The organism is Glycomyces harbinensis, assembly GCF_900101745.1.
GTDB lineage: Bacteria > Actinomycetota > Actinomycetes > Mycobacteriales > Micromonosporaceae > Glycomyces > Glycomyces harbinensis.
The window spans coordinates 64,054-84,300 of record NZ_FNAD01000021.1; the positions used below are offsets into that span (position 1 = coordinate 64,054).

The window sequence follows — 20,247 nt, forward strand, 5'->3', positions numbered from 1 at the left end:
ACGGGGTCCGCGCGGGAGTTGTGTGGGCCCGGTCTCGCCGCTAGATCCAGGAGTCGAGCCACATCCTCGCGTGCCATTCCTCGCGCGGCATGGCCTCGCCGGTATAGATCGGCCAGAAGTACGCGAAGCAGAGGACGACGACGGCGACGAAGGCTCCCGCTATGAGCGCGCCGGTGAGGCGGCGTTCGGGGGAGCCGAGGGAGAGCTCGTTTCTTCGGTGCCTGCCGATGATCATGCCCAGGGCCCAGGTGACCGCGCCGATGAAGAAGGGGACGGCCGGGGCGGTGTAGAAGAAGAACATCGTCCGCTCGGGGTAGCCGAACCACGGGAGGATGCCCGCGCCGATGCCCGCCAGGAGGAACCAGGCCCGCCAGTCGCGCTTGTACAGCGCCCACACCAGGACCGCGAGGGTGGCGGGCACGAAGGTCCACCACAACAGGGGCGTGCCCAGGAGGAGGACCTCGCCGGCGCATTCGGTCGCGCCGCATTCGACGTCGGAGCTCCAGTAGAAGACGACGGGCCGCAGGTCGAACAGCCACTGCCACGGCCAGGACTGGTAGGCGTGCTCGGAGGAGAGGCCTTTGTGGAACTCGTAGACGCTCCAGTGGTACTGCCACCAGTTGACGAGCGCGCCGAACACGGCCGGTTCGCTCCTGCCCTGCTCGGCGAGCCAGTGCCGGTAGGAGCCGGTGTCGTTGAGGAACCAGCCGGTCCACGAGACCGTGTAGACGCCGATGGCGAGGAGGCCGAACCACAGGTTCTGCGCGAACTCGTAGATCAGGGTGTCGCGGAAGGGCTTGCGGGCGCCGACGTCGACGCGCAGGCGCCAGTCCCACACGATGTAGAGGACGATCGCGACGATGATGTACCACAGGGCGCTCCACTTGGTGGCCATGGAGAGTCCCAGCAGCACCGCGCACAGGATCCTCCACCACGGCACGCCGAGCCTGGGGCGCCGGCGGACGGGGTCGAGGCCGTCTTCGAGGGCGGCGAGCCAGCGTTCGCGGCGCCAGTCGCGGTCGCGGACGATGCAGTACATCGCGCCGAGGATGAGCGTCGCGATGAAGATGTCGAGCAGCGAGGTGCGCGAGAGCACGAAGTGGCTGCCCTCGACGGCGAGCAGGAGCCCCGCGGTGGCGCCCAGGAGGGTCGAGCCGGTGAGGCGGCGCATGAGCCGGATGAGCACGGCGACGCCGATGATCCCGGCGACGGCCGCGCTGATGCGCCAGCCGAACTCGTCGTAGCCGAACGCGGTCTCGCCGAGGCTGATGAGCCATTTGCCGAACGGCGGGTGCGCGACGTACGCGGAGCCGTCGGCGCCGGGGTCCCATTCGACGCCGTGGGACAGCATCGAGTGCGCGTCCTGGGCGTAGTAGACCTCGTCGAAGATCAGGCCCTTGGGGTGGTTCAGGCCGACCAGGCGCAGCAGCGCGGCGATGCCGGTGACCGCGAGGGTCGCCCAGAGGGCGCGGCGGCGGTCGTCGGGGACGATGCTCGCGAGGCGGTCCCGGACGGCGGGGAGGGGGCCGGAGAGCGGGGTCGGCCGCCAGGCGGCGGGCGGCTGCTCGGGCCGGACTGCGGTGGCGCTCACCGGGGTGAGTCTAGATGCTGTGACGGGCCGTCAGTGCACCAGCTCGGTCGGGGGCTTGAACTCGCCTTCGCCGTTGATCTCCCACTGGGACGCGAGGATGTCGGCGACCGCATTGGCGGGTTTGCCCAGGTTCGAGCGGCCCACGAAGTTCTGGGGGCTGTCGGGGTCGGCGACGAACGCGGCCGCGGCGGCGTTGGGCGTGAAGCCCACGAACCAGTTCGTGGAGTTGGAGTCGGTGGTGCCGGTCTTGCCCGCGACCGGGCCGTCGACCGCGTCGCCGACCTGCTCGGCGGTGCCCCAGGTGCAGTTGCCGGCGGCGGCGCCGTACCCGGTCGGGCAGCGGGCCGCGTCGACGGCGGCGCGGGCCACCTCGACGCTGATCGCCTGGCTGCACTCGCTTTCGAACGCGATCGTGTCGCCGGAGTTGGTGACCGCGGAGGACACCGGCGTCGGCTTGCAGTAGACGCCGTCGGCCGGCAGCGCCGCGTACGCGGCGGCCATGTCCAGGGGCGTGGTCTGGGTGACGCCGAGGACGAAGGGCCCGTACGTCTCCGGGCTGTTCTCGACGTGGCTGAGGTCCAGCGGGTTGCGGAACTGGATGCCGAGCCGCTCGGCCACGTCGATGGCCTTGTCGACGCCGACGCGCTCGGCGAGCTGCACGAAGTAGGTGTTCACCGATTCGCCGAAGCCGGTCCACATGTTGTAGTTGCCGACCTCGCCCTCGGAGGCGTTCTTGGGGCACCAGTAGTTGCCGCAGCTGGCCGCGCCGTCGCCCACGACGTACTGGGACGTGTACTGGTAGGGCGAGTAGATCGTCGTGTCCAGCGGCAGGCCCTCCTCGAGGGCCGCGAGCATCGTGAACATCTTGAACGAGGAGCCCGCCTGGTAGCCGGCGACGTCCGCGTTGCCGCTCAGCAGCGGGTTCGTCGTGTTCGGGTACGAGCCCTTGTAGTCGGCGTTCGCGGTGTTGGGCCCGTTGTCGGACACGTCGTTGGAGTAGTCGCGGTTGACGGCCATGACCTCGATCGCGCCGGTCCCCGGCTCCACGACGACCGAGCCGAGCGCGTACTCCGAGCCGGTCTCCAGCTGGTCCTCGATCGCGTCCTGCGAGGCGTCCTGCAGTTCGGTGTTCAGCGTCGAGGTGATCTCGTAGCCGCCCCGGTAGAGGCGGGCCTTGCGGATCTCCTCGGTCTCGCCGAAGCCCTCCTGCTGCTCCCACCACTTCTCGAAGTAGTCGACGAAGAAGCCGTAGTCGGAGTCGATCGCGCCGCCGGAGGTGTTGTTGGCGTCCTGCGGGTTGAGCGCGAGGTCGGTCGCCTTGGACTCGTCGCCCTCGGCCGAGGAGAGGAAGCCGACGGCGACCATCCGGCCGATGACGTGGTCGCGGCGGACCTTCGCGGCCTCGGAGGAGCCGTTGATCGGGTCGTACGTCGAGGGCGACTGGATCAGCCCCACGAGCATCGCCGCCTCCGGGACCGTCAGGTCCGCGGGGACCTTCCCGTAGTAGACCTGCGCGGCCGCGCCGATCCCGTACGCGCCGTTGCCGAAGTAGACGGTGTTGAGGTAGTTGGTGAGGATCTCCTCTTTCGTCATCTCCTCTTCGAGCGCCAGCGCGTAGCCCATCTCCTTGACCTTGCGGTCGATGGTGACCTCGCTGGCGGCCGTGACCTCGTCGGGGGTGGTCGCCGTGTAGGAGAGGACCTGGCGCACGTACTGCATGGTGATCGTCGAGGCGCCCTCGGAGGTGCCGCCGTCGGCGATGTTGGTGACCAGGGCGCGCATGATGCCTTCGGGGTCGACCCCGTTGTGCTCGAAGAAGTTCGAGTCCTCGGTGGCGACGAGCGCGTTGATCACCGAGTCGGGGATCTGGTCGTATTCGAGCTGGACGCGGTACTGGTCGCCGAACGTGGCGATGACGGTCTCGCCGTCCGCGGCGTACAGGGTCGAGGACTCCGGCGCCGGGGGGAGGACGAGTTCGTCGGGGAGTTCCAGGACGGTCTCGGAGCCGACTTTGGCCAGGCCGCCGACGCTGGAGACGAACGGCAGGAAGGCCACGCCGACCACGAGTCCGAACGCCACGGCGACCGGTACGAGCGCGAACATGGCGCGCCGCTGCACGGCCGTGACGGGTCCGAACCAGGTCTGCGCCACCGGCTTCGAAGTTGCACTCACGCTGTCTCCCGAGGAGCCCCGAATGACGGGGAATATACGGTCAGTTCTTTTGGGCGCGGCATAGCGCCGAGTCAGGCGGAGTTCCGGGGGCGCGTCCACTCTACGACGGCGCGCCTTCGGCGTTCGGAGGCAGTCCGAGCCGGGTGGGGGCGGTTACAGACGCTCCGGGTACTGGCGCGTCGCGCGCGTCCAGCGTGCACCGGCTGGTAGCGGCCGGGGCGGACGCGTAGTGCGTCCGCCCGGGTCCGCAGTTCACCAGGCGAAGGCGAGGGCGGCGGTGAGGACGGCGCCGGCGGCGATCCAGCACAGGCCGATGGCGGCGGAGCGTCCTTCGTAGAGCCGGGTGGCGCCGGAGGCGGCGACGAGGGTGAACGCGACGGCCATGAACAGGACGAGGGCGGGGGCCCAGCGGAGCAGGAGGCCGCCGGTGCCGCCGATGTAGGCGCTGTGGGCGTCGGGGCCGGTGGCGCGGGCGGGCAGTTCGGTGCCGAGGTCGTCGAGGGTGACCTCGCCGGTGAGTGCGAGCTCCCTGGACCAGTCGCCGGTGGTGAACGTGCCGGTGCACGAGGGCGCGAAGCCGGTCTGGCAGGAGGTGACGGTGGCGGTGCCGCTGTGGCTGTGGCCCACGGAGATCCACAGGGCGGGTGCGGCGGACCAGGCGAAGAACATGAGCAGGCAGGCGCAGACGAGGATGCCCAGGAGCGCGGGGGCGAAGTGCTTGGGTTCGCGGCGGCGCTGGGGCCGGCCGGGGCGGGCGGGGCGGCGGCGTTCGGTTTCACCGGCGCGTTCCCACACGGCGCGGATCGCGGCCATGCCTTCGGTCTGGGAGCCGAGGGGTCCGCGCTGGGGCGCGGGTGCGGCCGCGGGCGGGGCGTGGTCGACGGGGTCCCGGTCGGCCGGTGCGTGGAGGTGGGCGGCGCCGGCGGCGCCGTAGGCGGCCGGGACCTGCGGCACCGCGGTGTCGCCGGTGTCACCGGCGGCCTCGGGCCCGCGTGGTGCCGGCTGTGACTGGGGTGCGGCAGCGCGGTGTGTTCCAGACATAAGGGCTATTGCATCACCGAATCGGCGATGCCGGGCGCAATCGCGCGCGGATAGTGTGTCGTGCGGGTCCGGTGGCCGGCGCGGCGGCCGCCTCACGGGCGGTCGGACGATGCCGGTCGCGAAGTCTGGACCGATACCATGGGGCGCATGACTCACGTACTGACCGCGCTGGCCTGGCCTTACGCCAATGGTCCGCGCCACATCGGCCATGTGGCGGGATTCGGGGTTCCCGCCGACGTCTTCGCCCGTTACATGCGCATGCGCGGTCACGACGTCCTCATGGTCTCGGGGACCGACGAGCACGGCACGCCGATCCTGGTGCAGGCCGACTCGGAGGGGCTGAAGGCCGCGGAGGCGGCGGCGAAGTACAACCGGATCATCGTGGAGGACCTGGACGCGCTGGGCCTGTCGTACGACCTGTTCACGCGCACGACGACGGGGAACCACTACAAGACGGTGCAGGAGCTGTTCTCGACGCTGTTCGCGAACGGCTACATCCTGCAGAAGAAGACGCTCGGGGCGATCAGCCCGTCGACGGGGCGGACGCTGCCGGACCGCTACATCGAGGGCACGTGCCCGCATTGCGGGTTCGATTCGGCGCGCGGGGACCAGTGCGACAACTGCGGTCGCCAGCTCGACCCGGTCGACCTGATCGACCCGAAGTCGCGGATCAACGGGGAGACGCCGAAGTTCGTGGAGGAGGACCACTTCTTCCTGGACCTCCCGGCGTTCGCGGACGCGCTGAACGCGTGGCTGGACACCCGGACGGGCTGGCGCACGAACGTCCTGCGGTTCACCAAGAACCTCCTGGACGACATGCAGCCGCGTCCGATCTCGCGCGACCTGGACTGGGGCGTGCCGATCCCGCTCGAGGGCTGGGTGGAGCGCCCGGACAAGCGCCTGTACGTGTGGTTCGACGCGGTCATCGGCTACTTGAGCGCGACGATCGAGTGGGCGCGGCGCTCGGGCGACGCGGACGCGTGGAAGCGGTGGTGGCAGGACCCGGAGGCGGTCTCGTACTACTTCATGGGCAAGGACAACATCGTCTTCCACTCCGAGATCTGGCCGGCGATGCTCTTGGGCGCCAACGGTGAGGGGTCGAACGGCGGGGAGCCGGGCGCGCTCGGGAAGCTGAACCTGCCGACCGAGGTGGTGTCCTCGGAGTTCCTGACGATGGAGGGGAAGCAGTTCTCGTCGTCGCGGCGCGTGGTGATCTACGTGCGGGACTTCCTGGAGCGGTACTCCCCCGACGCGCTGCGGTACTACATCTGCGCGGCGGGCCCGGAGAACCAGGACTCGGACTTCACGTGGGCGGAGTTCCTGCGCCGCAACAACGACGAGCTGGTGGCCGGCTGGGGCAACCTGGTGAACCGGTCGATCGCGATGGCCGCGAAGAACTTCGGGGCCGTGCCGGAGCCGGGCGAGCTGGAGGAGGTCGACCGGGAGCTCCTGGCGGCCACGGGCGCGGCGTTCGACACGGTCGGGGACCTCATCGGCGCGAACAAGGTCCGCGCGGGCATCGGCGAGGCCATGAAGGCGGTCGCGGCGGCCAACAAGTACCTCGCGGACACCGCGCCGTGGAAGATGAAGGAGGACCCCAAGCGCCAGGGCACGGTGCTGCACACGGTCCTCCAGGCGGTCTCGGACCTGAAGACGATCATGAGCCCGTTCCTGCCGCACTCCTCGCAGCGCGTGCACGAGCTGCTGGGCGGCGAGGGCGTGTTCGCGCCGATGCCGCACATCGAGGAGGTCACGGACCTGGACGAGGGCGGGGCGACGTTCGGGACGTACCCGATCCTCACCGGCGACTACGCGGACGTCCCGAAGTGGGAGTCGGTGCCGCTGGCGCCGGGCACGCCGCTGGCGAAGCCCGTGCCGGTGTTCACGAAACTCGAACCGTCCATCGTGGACGAGGAGATCGAGCGCCTCAACTCGTGAGGCACCGAGACGATGCGAAGCGGCCCGGCGGTTCCCGCCGGGCCGCTTCGCGCTGTCACACGACCGGGGCGACTTCGGCTCGGGCGACCCACTTCTCGTAGACGCCGCGCCTGACGGCCTCGGCGCCGGTGCGCGAGAGGACGTCGGGGGTGGGGCGGGCGATGCGGAAGCGGGCCCATTCCTCGTCGGCGTCGACGAGGGAGCCCGCGATGCCGTTCCAGACCACGCGGGTGGCCTCGCGCAGGACGCGGCGCACGCGGTGCGCGCGGGCGAGTTCGACGCCGGGGACCTCGACGCTGCGCTCGGTCTGGAGGGGCGCCCACTGCTGGCCGGCGTAGGCGAACATCGGGAACTCGGCGCCGCTGGTCGAGTACGCCACGAGGCGGGCGCCCTCGGGCAGCGGCAGGTCGGTGAGGTCGGCGGTGACGTGCTCGGGCAGCAGGTGCGCGGCCGAGATCGCGAAGCCGGTGCCGAGCACGGGCATGCCGCGCCGGTCCGAGGACGGCATGGCCGTGAGGCCCTCGTAGTCGGGCGCGACGGGGGCGTCGTAGTCGGCGCCGTCGGCGGCGGGCCAGCGCAGCGCGAACACCCACCGGTCCCCCGGTTCGGTCTCGCCGCCGAGCACGGAGCGGGACGAGGGGGTGCGCAGGTGGGCGGTGTCCCAGCGGCGGTAGCAGAAGCCGCCGGGGACGGCGGCGGTCTCCATGAGGCGGGCGATCTGCGCGGCCGTGACGGGCCGTTCGAGGACGTCGCCGGCGGCGAGGGGCGCGGAGCGGCGGACGCTGTCGAGCAGGGCCCGGGCGGCGGGGTCGAGGTGGGGGGTCTGGGTGAGGCGGCGGACGAATTCGAGGTCGATGCCGGGCGCGAGCGGCACGGTGAGGGCCTGGTCGTCGCCGACGGAGGCGGGGACGCCGTCGCGCAGGACCTCGCTGGCGTGCACGAAGTGCCGGTAGGGGTAGTCGCCGCCGGGCCGGGAGTTGGGGAGGAAGTCGGGGCGCGGGAGCGCGGAGAACAGCTCCCAGGCGGCGCCGTCGGCGTAGGGGGCGCCGGGGTATTTCTCGCCCTGCCATTCGACGGTGACGAGGGGGAGGGTCTCGGTGTGGTCGGCCGGGACGGCGGGGCGGCGTTGCTGGAGCGCTGCGGCGCGGTTGCGGCGGGACGCGAGGTCGCGGGTCATGTGCGGCTCGATTCGTCATGCGCGGGTGCGACTGCGATGTCGCCGAGGCGTGTCGGTGTATCCACTGTCGGTATACGGCTGCACGTCAACGTATGGCGCGGCTGTCAGGCGCGCATGTCCGGTATATGAAATGGGTGTTACGACCGCAGCTCTTGCCTGTACACGGGCCCCGTGCGATCGACCGGCGTTGCGGCGGCGTTCGCGCCCGCGGCCGGGGGTTGCCGTCCCGAACCCCCACCCGCCCCGGGGAAAGGTAGGTCCGATGTTCGCGCGGGGGTGTGACGATCCAGGGGCCCGGCCGCCCCCATGTCACCCGAACGTGTAGGTGCGGCGTCGCCGCTCGCCGCGGCCGCCCGGACGCGCGGGCACGGGGTCGCGGTCACCCGGGCGCGGCACCGCCGTCGCCCGGACGCGCGGGCGCGGCGCGTGGCATCGTTGACGCGTGTACCGATCCGAACCCGCGCCGGCGCCCGAGCCGCTCCCGTTCCCCATCAGCGACAGCCACACCCACCTCGACCTGGTCGACACGTTCGACGCCGAGGAGGAGGTGCCGACGCCCGCGCCCGGCTCGCCCGAGGTCCGCGCGCGCCTGGACGAGGCCGAGGCCGCGGGCGTCGCCCGGGTCGTGCAGGTCGGCACCGACGTGGCGTCCTCGCAGTGGGCCGCCGCGCTCGCGGCGGCCGATCCGCGCGTGCTCGCGGCCGCCGCGCTGCATCCGAACGAGGCGCCCCGCCTCGGCGACCTCGACGCCGCGCTCGCGGCGGTCGACGCGGTCGCGGCGCTGCCGCGCGTGGCGGCCCTGGGCGAGACCGGGCTCGACTACTTCCGCACCGACGAAGGGGGCCGCGCCGCCCAGCAGCGGTCCTTCCGGGCCCATGTCGAGATCGCGAAGCAGCGCGGCAAGACCCTCGTGATCCACGACCGGGACGCCCATGAGGACGTCCTGTCGATCCTCGACGCCGACGGCGCGCCCGAACGGGTCGTCCTGCACTGCTTCTCGGGCGACTTCGCGTTCGCGAAGGAGTGCGCGCGGCGCGGGTTCTTCATGAGCTTCGCGGGGAACGTGACGTTCAAGAACGCGCAGCACCTGCGCGACGCGGCGAGCGTCGCCCCGGCCGAGCTGGTCCTGGTCGAGACCGACGCGCCCTTCATGGCCCCGGTGCCGGTGCGCGGCCACCGCAACCACCCGGCGCTGACGAACTACACGGCCCGGTTCCTCGCCGGCTACCTCGAGAAGGACCTGGAGGCGTGGTGCCGGCGGCTGTGGCAGAACACCGAGAACGCCTTCGGGCAGTGGTGAGGCCCCTCAGCTGACGTCCACGGTCGCCTCGGCGGTCGCGGTGGTCCCCTCGGCGTCGGTGAGCGTGAACGTGAAGACCCACCGGCCCGCGGTCGGGAGGCTCACCTCGCCGGCGAGGATGCCGGTGCGCAGCTCGATGAGCCGCAGCTCCTCGGCCGCCTCCCCTTCGAGCCCGTACTCGGCGGTCCAGTCGACGGCCGCGAACGCGACGCCTTCGAGGTCGTCGGCGAGGATGCGGACGCTGTTGGGCCCGGGCCGGCCGGGTTCGAGCACGAGCTGCGCGGTGTAGGCGTCGGTGGTCACGAGGGTGGCCGTCTCGGTGGACTCGGAGGTGCCCGTCTCGGTCTCCAGCAGCGCGGTCTTGGCGGGCACGGCCTGCACGAGCACCGCGACGGCCGCCATGACGACGGCGAGGAAGGCGACCTCGACGCCGGCCATGACGCGCAGGCGCCGGCGGCCCTCGGCGCCGCGCATGAGGGCCCGGCGCGCGAACAGGGCCGCGCCGAGGATGACGACGAACAGCCCGGCCTTGAGCATGACGAGGCGCCCGTAGGCGGTGTCGGTGAGCGCCTCGATCGAGTCGATGTGCAGCAGCGCCGAGGCGAGCCCGGCCACGAGCAGGTTCGCGATGAGCCACGGCACGAGCGCGGTCCACATGCCGGCCGTGCGGTCGGGGATCTCGGTGTCCTTGCGCAGCGCCAGGATCAGGAGCACGACCACGCCGCCGGCCCATGCCAGCGACGTCGCGAGGTGGACCAGGTCGGCGACGAACGCGACGGCCACCGGCTCGGTCGCCATCGGGTGGCCCGCGAGCGGCCAGGTGGCCGCGAGCCCGAGGCCGACCCCGGCGAGACCGGCGACCAGCGGCGGCCTCGGCTCCTGCGCGCTCGTGACGGTGAGGCGCATCAGCGGCAGCGCGAGCAGCACCAGCAGCAGCCGCAGCAGCGCGGCGAGCCCGATGTTCGACTCCATGACGGCCTGGATCCCGGCCGCGTCCAGCCCCGAGACGCTCGTCCCGGTCTCGTAGGCGGCCTGGAGCGGCAGGCCGAGGACGGCGGTCATGGCCACGACCGAGAGGCCGAGCGCGACGAGTTTCGCGACGAGGTCGCGCGGCTTCGCGCCCGCGACGAGGAAGACGCCCGCGCCGAGCGCGAGTGCCAGGGCGGCGTAGCCGAACCAGCGGTTGCCGTACAGGAGCGACTGCACGAACGGGTCGGTCCCGGCCGTGAGTGCCTCGGCGCTCGGCGCTTCGGTGGGCTCGCCGACCGAGTAGGTGAACGTGCCGGAGACGGGGTGCCCGTCGTGGGAGACGACGCGGTATCCGACGAGGTAGGTGCCGTCGAGATCGGATTCGACGGCGATCGTGATCGTCGTCTGGTCCTCGTTCTGCTCGATGCCGGTGTCGGCTCGGTCACCATCGGGAGCCACGACGCCGGTGGCCGCGTCTACGGGGGTGACTGGCTCGTTGAACTCGACGACGACCTCGCCCGGAGGGGCGTCCAGGACCGCCCCGGAGGCGGGATCGGTCTTGGTCGCGGTCGCGTGCGCCGACGCCGCAGAGGCCCAGAGCACGCCGATCAGGGCTGCCGCGAGCGACGACCAGGCGAGGCGGGCGGCGAGGCGGCGGCCCGAGGGCCGGCCGGCGACGGGGCTCCCGGCGGTCCGGCGGCTGGTGGTTCGGCGGCGTTGCATCGCCGCTGAGCGTACTCGAATCCGCTTCGTGAATCGAGAGTTGGACCGGAGAAAGGCTGAGCGAGCAGATGGGCAGTTCCGAGCGGAAGAACGAGCGCAGAAAAGCCGCAGAGTCGCTGCGCAAGCAGCAGGCCGCGGAGGCCAGGCGCCGCAAGATCGTGTTCGGGGTGGCGATCGGCGCCGCCGTGGTGCTGATCGGGGGCCTCCTGGTGGTCGGCATCCTGATGAACCGCGAACCCGAGTACGAGGTCGCCGAGCCGACCGCCGCGGTGACCGACACGTACGGGGTGCAGATCGGCGACGGGCCGGTCGAGGTCGACCTGTTCATCGACTTCATCTGCCCGGCCTGCAACCAGTTCGAGTCCACGTACGCCGCGGACATTCAAGGCTGGATCGACGACGGCTCGGTCACCGTCAACTACCACCCGATCGCGATCCTCGACCGGATGAGCTCGGGCACCGAGTACTCCAGCCGCGCGGCCGCCGCCTCGGTGTGCGCCGCCGACACCGGCCCCCAGGAGTTCCTCGACTACACCCTCGCGCTGTACGAGAACCAGCCCGCCGAGAACTCGACGGGCCTGACCGACGACGAGCTCATCGCGATCGGCACCGACGTGGGCCTCGGCTCGGACTGGCAGTCCTGCGTCGAAGACGAGGCGTACCGGGGCTGGGTCCAGGAGGGCACCCAGTGGGCCACCGGCGACGGCGGCGTCACGGGCACCCCGACCGCGAAGGTGAACGGCGAGATCGTCGACAACGCCGAGTTCGCCGACCAGGTCCAGGCCGCCATCGACGCGGGCTGACCGGGCACGGGTTTTCAGGGGCGTGGGCGCGAGAGCGCCTGCGCCCCTGCTGCGTCGGCGGCGAAGCCGGCGGGCGCGGGCCGGACTTCCGACAGGGGCTGGGGACACGTGCGACGGTTCCGTGTCCGCCCCGGATCAAGCGTGCCCGGCGGGTACGACCATCGCGGGTCGAACAGGACGAAGGGCCGCTGTCACCGGCGCGTTCAATCGCGGGCGCCTGCGGCGGCGCAGCCGCCGCCGATCAAACGCAGCGCGTACAGCGGCGCCGCCGTGACCGCCCTCAGTCGCGGAGCGCCGCCAAGGCGGTCTCCAGGGAGAACCCGAAGGGCAGTTCCAGGCGGTGGCGCTCCAGCAGTTCGCGGTCCGCGAGGATCTCGGCGATCGGCGCGTCGGCCGCGACGCGGCCCGCGTCGAGGATGACCGCCCGCTCGCACAGCTGGAGCGCGTACGGCAGGTCGTGCGTGACCAGCATCAGGGTCGGCGCCGTCGCGTGCAGGATCTTCGCCAGGTCGCGGCGGCTCGCCGGGTCGAGGTTCGCGCTCGGCTCGTCGCAGACGACGATGTCGGGCCGCATCGCCAGCACGCCCGCGAGCGCGGCCCGGCGCTGCTGGCCCACCGACAGGTGGTGCGGGGGCCGGTCGGCGAGGTCGGCCAGGCCCACGTCGGCGAGTGCGGCCGCGACCCGTTGGGCCAGTTCGGGTCCGCGCAGGCCGAGGTTCGCCGGTCCGAAGCCCACGTCGTCGGCGACGGTGGGCATGAACAGCTGGTCGTCGGGGCTCTGGAAGACGATGCCGACGCGGCGGCGGATCTCGGCGAGGGTCTTCTTGGCCACGGGGAGGCCGCCGACGGTCACGGCGCCTTCGGTGGCGGTGAGCAGTCCGGCGAGGTGGAGCATGAGCGTGGTCTTCCCGGCGCCGTTCGGGCCGAGGATCGCGACGCGTTCGCCTTCCTCCACGGCGAGGTCGACGCCGTCGAGGGCCCGGTGGCCGTCCGGGTAGACGTGCCGCAGGCCTTTGATGTCGAGGGCTTTCACGCGATCACCGCCGTCCACGCCGCGATGGCTCCGGCCACGGCCGGGGCGCTGAGGGCCGCGCCCCATTGGAGGGCGCTGGCGGGTGCGGGGCCGACTTCGAGCGGGAGCCGCCCGGTGTAGCCGCGGGCGGCCATGGACTGCCAGATGCGTTCGCCGCGTTCGAAGGAGCGGATGAAGACGACGCCGAGGCTGCGGGCGAGGGCGCTCGCCTGCCACAGGAAGCGCGGGTCGTCGCAGCGGGCGAGGCGGGCCAGGCGCATCTGGGTCACCTCGGCGACGGTGAGGTGCGCGTAGCGGATCGCGAACGCGGTGATCTGGAGCAGGATCTCGGGGCAGCGCAGGCGCGAGAGTCCGGCGAGGACGCCCGCGACGGGGGTGGTCGCCGAGAGCAGCAGGGCGGCCCACACGCCGAGGGTGGCCTTGGCGAAGAGGTTCCATCCGGCCCACAGGCCCGGCTCGGAGACCGTGATGAATCCGAAGTGGACTGGCGGTCCGGCGACCATGAACGGGAACGCGAGCGCCAGCACCAGGAACGGCGATTCGACGAGGCTCCGCGAGAGCACCCAGGCCGCGGGGACCCTGGCGAGCGCGAAGAGCCCGGCGAGCAGGAGGGCGTAGGTCCCGAAGGCCCACAGGGCTTCTCGCGGCGTCGCGGCGATGGCGCAGGTGAAGCCGACGAGTGCGACGATCTTCACCTGCGGCCGGAGCCGGTGGAGCGGCGAGTCGCCGGGCCGGTAGAGCCCGTCGGCCCCGCTCACGCGCCCTCGCCGGCCGATTCGGTCCGCTTGCCGCGGGCGAGCAGCCAGAACAGGCCGGTCGCGACCGCGAGGGTGAGCAGGACGCCGAGGACGCCGGCGAGCGAGGCGCCGAGGATCTCGTTGTCCACGAAGGCGATGCCGTAGTCGGCGAAGGCGCCGCCGATCTCGTGGTCGCCCGCGGCCTGGAGGACGCAGGTGCCGCCGGTGATCTCGCCTTCGGCGGTGTCGCAGCCGGTGAGGAGCACCGATTCGAGCCCGTCGGGCGAGGCGGAGGCGAACAGGGACACGAACCCGGCCAGGACGAGGGTCACGAGGACGCCCGCGAGGAGGAACCTCTTGGTCTTCATGCGTGCTCCTTCAGGGTTCGCGGGTTCTGGGCGAGGCGGGTGCCGCGCAGGGCGTGGACGAGGTCGGGGCGGGCGAGGGCGACGGCGGTGACGGCGCCGGCGGTGATGACGGCCTCGCCGACGCCGACGAGGACGTGGGTGCCGAGGATGGCTGCGGCCATGGCGCCGAAGGACTGTCCGACTTCCTCGCCGCCGATCCAGAACTGGAGCACGAATCCGGCGGAGGCGGCGACGACGCTGACGACCGAGGCGGCGAAGACGGCGGCGCCCAGGCCCCAGCGGGTGCGCGGGAGGACTTTGAGCGCGAGCACGAGCACGCCGTAGGCGCAGAACGTGGCGATGAGGGCCATGTTGGCGACGTTGAGGCCGAGGGCGGTGACGGCGCCGTCGGCGAACAGGAGCGCCTGGATGACGATGACGACGGTGACGCACAGGGCCCCGAGCCAGGGGCCCAGGAGCGCGGCGGCGAGGGCGCCGCCGAGGAGGTGGCCCGAGACGCCGGCGGCGATCGGGAAGTTGAGCATCTGCGCGGCGAAGATGAACGCCGTGGCGAGTCCGGCGAGCGGTACGAGCCGTTCGTCGAGGCCGCGGCGGGCCCTGACGACGCAGAGGCCGATGAGGAGTGCGGCGATGAGGGCGGCGACGAGGGAGGTCGGTCCGTCGATGACGTCGGTGGGGATGTGCAGCGCCAGGTCTGACACGGGCAGTGCCGCCTTTCGACTGGTTGTGGTGGTCTCGGGAGGACGCGGCCGGGGACGGACCGCTGGTCCGGGGTTCGGCGGCCGCCTGCCGGTGGCAGGGCGCCCGCGTGTGGCTTCAACAACCCGCCGTTGGGCTATTGCCATCATTTTGCAAGAGCAAGGTATCCGCCGTCAAGTGGCCGGTGCGCGCGTGAGGAGGCGTTCATGTCGCGCCGGGAACAGTCGAACAGGGAACACGGGGCGTGCTCACAGGCGATTGTCAGGGACGGCCGGTAGGGTTGCGCCCTGTGAACGTACGACTTCAGCCCGGTGAGACGGCGCCAGATTTCACGCTCTCCACCGACACCGACGACACGGTGACCCTGTCGAGCCTCCAGGGCCGCAAGGTGATCCTGTACGCCTACCCGCGCGCGATGACCCCCGGGTGCACCAAGGAGGCCTGCGATTTCCGCGACAGCCTCGCGAGCCTCCAGGCCGCCGGTTTCGCGGTGCTCGGGATCTCCCCGGACGAGCCGGCGGACCTCGCGAAGTTCGTCGAGCGCGACGGCCTGACCTTCCCGCTCCTGTCCGACCCCGAGCACAAGGTGCTCGAGGAGTACGGCGCGTGGGGCGAGAAGAAGAACTACGGCCGCACGATCACCGGCGTCATCCGCTCGACCTTCGTCATCGACGAGCAGGGCGACATCGAACTGGCCCAGTACAACGTGAAGGCCACCGGCCACGTCGCGCGGTTGAAGAAGCAGCTCGGCCTCGACTGACCCGCCTCAGGACCTCGGCAGCAGCACCCGGAAGGTCGCCCCGCCTCCGGGCGTGCGCGACAGGCGCACGCAGCCGCCGTGGCCGCTGACGATCGCCGCGACGATGGACAGGCCCAGCCCCGAGCCGCCTTCGGCGCCGCGGGCGCGGCCCTGGTCCACCCGGTAGAGCCGCTCGAAGACCGCTTCGGCGTGCTCGGGCGCGACGCCCGGGCCCGAGTCGGCCACCTCGACCACCGCCGCGGGCAGGGGCGGGGTCTCCCCGATCTGCGCCAGAGCGCGCGGCCCGGGCCGGCGGCCCCATCCCAGGCGCACGGTGATCCGCGCGTCCGGCGGCGTGTGCCGCAGGGCGTTGGCGACGAGGTTCGTGAGGACCTGGCGCAGCCGCGGCTCGTCCCCGCGGACGTCGACGGCGTCGAGGAACTCGTCGTCGCCGTGCAGGGGCTCCAAGGCAATGAAGCGGCCGGGGACGCGCAGGTGCGCGTCGCCGACGACGTCCGCCGCGACGCCGAGCAGGTCGACCGGTCCCCGCTGGAGCGGGCGCCTGCGGTCGAGGGCCGCGAGCAGCATGAGGTCGTCCAGGAGCAGGCCCATGCGCTGCGACTCGGCCTCGATCCGGCCGATGGTCTCGTCCATGACCGCCCCTGGCGGCACGCCGCCGCGCCGGTACAGCTGCGCGAACCCCTTGATGGAGGTCAGCGGCGTCCGCAGTTCGTGCGAGGCGTCGGCGAGGAACTGCCGCAGCCGCGCCTCGGAGGCCGCGCTCGCGTCGAGGGCCTCCTGGATCCTGGCGAGCATCGTGTTGAACGCGTGGCCGAGCCGCCCGGTCTCGGTGTGCGGGTCGGTGTCCGCGACCCGCTCGTCAAGGCGCCCTTCGGCGATCGCGGCCGCGGTCGCCTGCATGCGATCGAGGGGGCGCAGGCCGATCCGGGCGACCCAGAAGGCGCTGACGGCGAGCAGGAGCAGGATCGCGAGCGTGACGGCGCCGCCGATGAGCAGCAGCGACTCGGTCGCGGCGCCCACGTACGCCGAGGACAGCGCGAACACCGTGTGCCCGCCGGAGTCCGCGTCGGCCTCGACGAGCACGCGCCAGGAGTTTCCGTCGGCGTCCTCCACGGTGACGGTCCGCCCCGCGAGCGCGGGCAGGTCGTCGAGGCCGGTCAGCTCGCTCATGTCCTCGTCCCCCAGGCCGTGCAGGAGGTTCCCGGCGGCGTCGTACACGAAGACCTTCGGACTGTCGGGCATGCCCTCCACGGGCGGCTGGAAGGCGCCCGATTCGGGGGCGCCGTCGTCGCTCTGGCGCGGCTCGGTCCGCTCGAACAGCTCGGCCGAGGTCGCCAGCTGCTCGTCGATCCGGTCGGTGAGCACGTTCTGCAGCAGCGCGGTCGCGGTGAGGACCGCGGCGGCCAGCGCGAGCGCGCACAGCGTCACGATCGTGAAGGCCATGCGGGAGCGGACGGTCCAGTGGCGCCAGGTCCGCGGGCGCCTCATCGCGCCCTCGGCTCCCGGAGCGCGTAGCCGAAGCCGCGGACGGTCTGGATGAGCGGCGGTTCGGTCACGTCGATCTTCTTGCGCAGGTAGTAGACGTAGGACTCGACGATGCGGCCGTTGCCGCCGAAGTCGTAGTTCCAGACGCGGTCGAGGATCTGGGTCTTGCTGACGACCTTGCCCGCGTTGACCATGAGGTAGCGCAGGAGTTTGAACTCGGTGGGCGAGAGCTCGATGGCGCGGCCGGCGCGGCGGACCTCGTGGACGGTCTCGTCGAGTTCGAGGTCGGCGTAGCGCAGGACGCGGTCCTCGGCGGGGGCGGCGGCCTTGGTGCGGCGCAGGACGGCCTGGACGCGCAGGATCACCTCTTCGAGGTCGAAGGGCTTGGTCACGTAGTCGTCGCCGCCGACGGTGAGGCCGGTGACGCGGTCGCGGACGGCGTCGCGGGCGGTGAGGAACAGGACGGGGAGGTCGCGTTCGGCCCGGAGGCGCTTGGCGACTTCGAAGCCGTCCATGTCCGGGAGCATGACGTCGAGGACGACCAGGTCGGGTTCGAACGCGGCGGCGGCCGCGAGGGCTTCGGCGGCGCTGCGGGCGACGCGGACGTCGAATCCGGTCAGGCGGAGGGTGGCGGACATGAGCGCGCCGATGTTCTCCTCGTCGTCGACGACCAGGACGCGGTCTTTGTTCTCGGCGGGTTCGGTCACCAGGGCTCCTTCGTGAGTGCCCTGACTGCCTATCCGGCGGGGCCCCGGTCTTGCTGGGAGGAACCTCAGAGGAAGGTCAAAATCGTTGCCGGTGCCGGGTTCAGGCGCGGGTGAGGGTCCGCTTGGGCCTGGGTCCGGCGGCCTCGTCGATGGCGAGCAGCCGGGCGGCGTCCTCGGCGGTGCCGGTGCGGAGGACGTGCTCGCGCAGGCGGCGGTACCGGTCCAGGAGTGCGGCCTGCTCTTCCTGGGGAAGGAGGGCGGAGTGCTGGACCGCCACCGCCAGGGCGGCGACCCGCGCGACGTCGTCGGCTGCGTTCATGTCCCGAATGTCGCGGGTGAAGGCGGACGGGAGGCGAACTGGACGTGAACTGGGGCGCACATGGCCGCATCGATCAGGGCCGGAGGGCTCGGCCGATGGCCTGGGCGGCTTGGGGGAAGGCGCCGGGGTCGGGGCCGGAGTAGTTGAGGCGCAGGTGGGGGCCGGTGGGTTCGGCGGGGAACCATTCGTCGCCGGAGACGACGAGGACGCCGGCGTCCTCGCAGGCGCGGGTGAGCGCGGGCAGGTCGGTGGCGTCGGGCAGGCGGGCCCACAGGTTGAGGCCGCCGCGGGGCATGGCGGTGAGGTGGACCTCGGGCGCGTGTTCGCGCAGGCTGTGGGCGAGGAGGTCGCGGCGGGCGGCGAGCTGGTGGCGCAGGTTGCGCAGGTGGGTGCGCCAGCCGGGCTGGCCGACGACGTCGAGTGCGACGGCTTGGAGGAGGCCGCTGACGTACATGGCCTCGGCCCTGGCGTCGGCGATGATCCGCTCGCGGGCGGGCCCGCGGGCGATGACGGCGGCGACGCGCACGGCCGGGGAGACGCTCTTGGTGAGGGAGCGGAGGTAGACGACGTGGCCGCCTTCGTCGCGGGCGGCGACGGGGGTCGCGTCGGCGTCGATGCCGAATTCGCGGGCCCAGTCGTCTTCGATGAGGAACGCGCCGTGTCCGCGCACGACGTCGAGGACTGCGGTCACGAGTTCGGGCGACCACTGGGCGCCGGTGGGGTTGGCGAAGTTCGGCTGCGCGTAGAAGGCGCGGGCGCCGGTCCGCTCGAACGCGGCGGCGAGCACGGCGGGGTCGGGGCCGTCGGGTCCGGAGGGGATCGGGACGGCTTCGACGCCTTCCCTTGCGGCGGCGGTGATCGCGCCCCAGTAGGTGGGCGATTCGATGAGGAGCGGGCGGCCGGGGCCGACGAGGACGCGGAACGCGGAGCTGAGTCCGCTCTGGCTGCCGGGCACGATGACGACGTCGCTGGGCGAGGGCGGGCCGACGCCGGCGGGGGTCGCTTCGGCGAGTTCGGCGGCGAACCAGGAGCGCAGTTCGGGCAGGCCGGTGGCGGGCGAGCGGCTGATCGCGGCGTCGCTGCGGGCGGCGCGCGCGAACGCGGCCTTGACCAGGCGTTCGGGGAGGAGTTCCCTTGCGGGGTATCCCGAGTGGAGCGCTATCGTGTCGTGGCCGGCGGTCTTGAGCGCGGTGGGGTTGCCGGGGATGCGGGCCCGCGGGGAGCCGAGGGCCGCGGTCTGCCAGCCGTAGTCGCTGGGGCGGGCGGTGCGGGCGGCCCGCACGAACGTGCCGACGCCGGGCCGGCTCTCCACCAGGCCTTGCGCGTTGAGGGTCCTGAGGGCCCGCTGGACGGTGACGGGGCTGGCGGCGAACTCGGCGACGAGCGCGCGCGTCGGCGGCAGCTGCGCGCCGGGCGGCGAGGCGGCCACCCGTTCGCGCAGGGCCGCGGCGATCCGCTCACTGCTATCGTTGATCATGAGAGAACATAGTAGCGCTACCGCCATCGCGACGCCGGTGCTATCGCGGGCGCCGACCGGACTGTGGTGGGGCCTGCTGGGCGTGCTGGCGTTCTCGTTCACCGTCCCGCTCACCCGCGTCGCCGTCGGCGGCATGTCCCCCTTGTTCATCGGCGCCGGACGCGCCGTCATCGCCGCGGCCCTCGCCGCGACGGCGCTCGCGGTCACCCGCCAGCGCCGGCCGGCCGGCTCCCAGTGGCTGCGCCTCGCGGTCGTCGCCGCGGGGGTCGTGGCCGGGTTCGGGATGCTCACCTCGTTCGCCTTGCAGCACACGTCGGCGAGCCACGCCGCGGTCGTGATCGCGCTCCTGCCGGCCGCGACCGCCGTCTGCACGGTGATCCGCACCCGCGAGCGCCCGCCGACCGCGTTCTGGATCGCGGCCGCGGCGGGTGCGACGGCGGCGGTCGCGTTCGCGGCCTTGGGCAACGGCGGCTTCGGCTCGCTCGGCTGGCCGGACCTGCTGCTGTTCGCCGCCGTCGCGGCGGCCGCGGTGGGCTACACCGAGGGCGGCCTGCTCTCGCGCGAACTCGGCTCCTGGCAGACGATCTCGTGGGCGCTGGTCCTCGGCGCGCCGGTGATGGCGGCCGCGACGGCGCTCTCGCTCGGCGACGGTCTCCCGGATGCGGCGCCGGTCGAGTGGGCCGCGTTCGCGTACCTGTCGGCGGTGAGCATGTTCCTCGGCTTCTTCGCCTGGTACCGGGGCCTCGCGCTCGGCCCGATGGCCCAGGTGAGCCAGACCCAGCTGGTGCAGCCGGTGCTGACGATCGCCTGGTCGGCGCTGATCCTGAGCGAGCCCTTGCGTTGGACGACCCTCGCGGGCGGCCTCGCCGTCATCGCGTGCGCGGCCCTCGCCGTCCGCACCCGGTTGCGGCCCAGGGAATAGCGATCGACCCCCGCCTCGACTGGGCG

At 72.4% G+C, this 20,247-nt stretch carries 18 protein-coding genes; 5 read left to right on the forward strand and 13 right to left on the reverse strand.

All coding sequences use genetic code 11. The features are described from left to right. Positions 1 to 40: 40 nt before the first annotated feature. The 3 genes from BLQ63_RS25005 to BLQ63_RS25015 form a co-directional block, all read right to left on the reverse strand. On the reverse strand, positions 41 to 1,591 hold the full coding sequence (locus tag BLQ63_RS25005; RefSeq protein ID WP_091040264.1) for a dolichyl-phosphate-mannose--protein mannosyltransferase: 1,551 nt from the start codon (positions 1,589 to 1,591) through the stop codon (positions 41 to 43). Between the two features lie 30 nt (positions 1,592 to 1,621). Further along, entirely contained in the window at positions 1,622 to 3,763 is a 2,142-nt protein-coding gene (locus tag BLQ63_RS25010; RefSeq protein WP_143015081.1) for a transglycosylase domain-containing protein, read from the reverse strand. A gap of 252 nt (positions 3,764 to 4,015) precedes the next feature. Next, a complete protein-coding gene (locus BLQ63_RS25015; RefSeq protein WP_143015082.1) occupies positions 4,016 to 4,804 on the reverse strand; it encodes a hypothetical protein in 789 nt (262 codons plus the stop codon). Between the two features lie 147 nt (positions 4,805 to 4,951). Here BLQ63_RS25015 and metG point away from each other — a divergent pair, with 147 nt between their 5' ends. After that, positions 4,952 to 6,742 (forward strand): methionine--tRNA ligase, encoded by a 1,791-nt coding sequence (metG, locus tag BLQ63_RS25020; RefSeq protein WP_218125494.1) that lies wholly within the window; start codon positions 4,952 to 4,954, stop codon positions 6,740 to 6,742. 55 nt (positions 6,743 to 6,797) lie between these two features. Here the strand turns inward: metG and BLQ63_RS25025 are convergent, their stop codons facing one another. Next, a complete protein-coding gene (locus tag BLQ63_RS25025) occupies positions 6,798 to 7,919 on the reverse strand; it encodes a hypothetical protein (protein ID WP_091040268.1) in 1,122 nt (373 codons plus the stop codon). 442 nt (positions 7,920 to 8,361) lie between these two features. Here BLQ63_RS25025 and BLQ63_RS25030 point away from each other — a divergent pair, with 442 nt between their 5' ends. Beyond that, positions 8,362 to 9,219, forward strand: a complete 858-nt coding sequence (locus tag BLQ63_RS25030) for a TatD family hydrolase (RefSeq protein ID WP_091040269.1) — start codon at positions 8,362 to 8,364, stop codon at positions 9,217 to 9,219. 6 nt (positions 9,220 to 9,225) lie between these two features. Here the strand turns inward: BLQ63_RS25030 and BLQ63_RS25035 are convergent, their stop codons facing one another. Then, positions 9,226 to 10,911 carry a copper resistance CopC/CopD family protein gene (locus BLQ63_RS25035; RefSeq protein ID WP_091040270.1) on the reverse strand — a complete coding sequence of 562 codons (1,686 nt, stop codon included), beginning with the start codon at positions 10,909 to 10,911 and terminating at the stop codon, positions 9,226 to 9,228. Positions 10,912 to 10,979: 68 nt separating this feature from the next. On the opposite strand from BLQ63_RS25035, the gene BLQ63_RS25040 reads away from it, so the two are divergent. After that, positions 10,980 to 11,714 carry a DsbA family protein gene (locus BLQ63_RS25040; protein WP_091040271.1) on the forward strand — a complete coding sequence of 245 codons (735 nt, stop codon included), beginning with the start codon at positions 10,980 to 10,982 and terminating at the stop codon, positions 11,712 to 11,714. 280 nt (positions 11,715 to 11,994) lie between these two features. On the opposite strand, the gene BLQ63_RS25045 is transcribed toward BLQ63_RS25040, so the two are convergent. Genes BLQ63_RS25045 through BLQ63_RS25060 form a run of 4 tightly spaced genes read right to left on the reverse strand, consistent with a single transcriptional unit; the run spans position 11,995 to position 14,553 of the window. Next, on the reverse strand, positions 11,995 to 12,747 hold the full coding sequence (locus tag BLQ63_RS25045) for an energy-coupling factor ABC transporter ATP-binding protein (RefSeq protein WP_245681085.1): 753 nt from the start codon (positions 12,745 to 12,747) through the stop codon (positions 11,995 to 11,997). Continuing rightward, entirely contained in the window at positions 12,744 to 13,505 is a 762-nt protein-coding gene (gene cbiQ, locus BLQ63_RS25050) for a cobalt ECF transporter T component CbiQ (RefSeq protein WP_091040273.1), read from the reverse strand. Before cbiQ ends, BLQ63_RS25045 begins: the two co-directional genes overlap by 4 nt. Next, the gene (locus BLQ63_RS25055) at positions 13,502 to 13,852 is read right to left on the reverse strand and encodes a PDGLE domain-containing protein (protein ID WP_091040274.1); all 351 of its coding nucleotides are present in this window, start codon (positions 13,850 to 13,852) and stop codon (positions 13,502 to 13,504) included. Before BLQ63_RS25055 ends, cbiQ begins: the two co-directional genes overlap by 4 nt. Beyond that, positions 13,849 to 14,553, reverse strand: a complete 705-nt coding sequence (locus tag BLQ63_RS25060; RefSeq protein WP_091040275.1) for an energy-coupling factor ABC transporter permease — start codon at positions 14,551 to 14,553, stop codon at positions 13,849 to 13,851. Before BLQ63_RS25060 ends, BLQ63_RS25055 begins: the two co-directional genes overlap by 4 nt. A gap of 287 nt (positions 14,554 to 14,840) precedes the next feature. Here BLQ63_RS25060 and bcp point away from each other — a divergent pair, with 287 nt between their 5' ends. After that, positions 14,841 to 15,311, forward strand: coding sequence for a thioredoxin-dependent thiol peroxidase (gene bcp / locus BLQ63_RS25065; protein WP_091040276.1), 471 nt, complete (start codon positions 14,841 to 14,843; stop codon positions 15,309 to 15,311). 6 nt (positions 15,312 to 15,317) lie between these two features. Here bcp and BLQ63_RS25070 read toward each other — a convergent pair whose 3' ends face one another. The 4 genes from BLQ63_RS25070 to BLQ63_RS25085 form a co-directional block, all read right to left on the reverse strand. Further along, positions 15,318 to 16,799 carry a sensor histidine kinase gene (locus BLQ63_RS25070; protein ID WP_177155099.1) on the reverse strand — a complete coding sequence of 494 codons (1,482 nt, stop codon included), beginning with the start codon at positions 16,797 to 16,799 and terminating at the stop codon, positions 15,318 to 15,320. After that, positions 16,796 to 17,503 (reverse strand): response regulator transcription factor, encoded by a 708-nt coding sequence (locus tag BLQ63_RS25075; RefSeq protein WP_245681086.1) that lies wholly within the window; start codon positions 17,501 to 17,503, stop codon positions 16,796 to 16,798. Before BLQ63_RS25075 ends, BLQ63_RS25070 begins: the two co-directional genes overlap by 4 nt. A 100-nt stretch (positions 17,504 to 17,603) precedes the next feature. Further along, positions 17,604 to 17,822 (reverse strand): hypothetical protein, encoded by a 219-nt coding sequence (locus tag BLQ63_RS25080; protein WP_091040277.1) that lies wholly within the window; start codon positions 17,820 to 17,822, stop codon positions 17,604 to 17,606. A 73-nt stretch (positions 17,823 to 17,895) separates the two neighbouring features. Continuing rightward, on the reverse strand, positions 17,896 to 19,299 hold the full coding sequence (locus BLQ63_RS25085) for an aminotransferase-like domain-containing protein (protein ID WP_091040278.1): 1,404 nt from the start codon (positions 19,297 to 19,299) through the stop codon (positions 17,896 to 17,898). Between BLQ63_RS25085 and BLQ63_RS25090 the strand changes: the two genes are divergently transcribed. Beyond that, positions 19,298 to 20,221, forward strand: a complete 924-nt coding sequence (locus tag BLQ63_RS25090) for a DMT family transporter (RefSeq protein ID WP_091040279.1) — start codon at positions 19,298 to 19,300, stop codon at positions 20,219 to 20,221. The two genes, BLQ63_RS25085 and BLQ63_RS25090, sit on opposite strands and share 2 nt — an antisense overlap. The last annotated feature ends 26 nt before the right edge of the window (positions 20,222 to 20,247 follow it).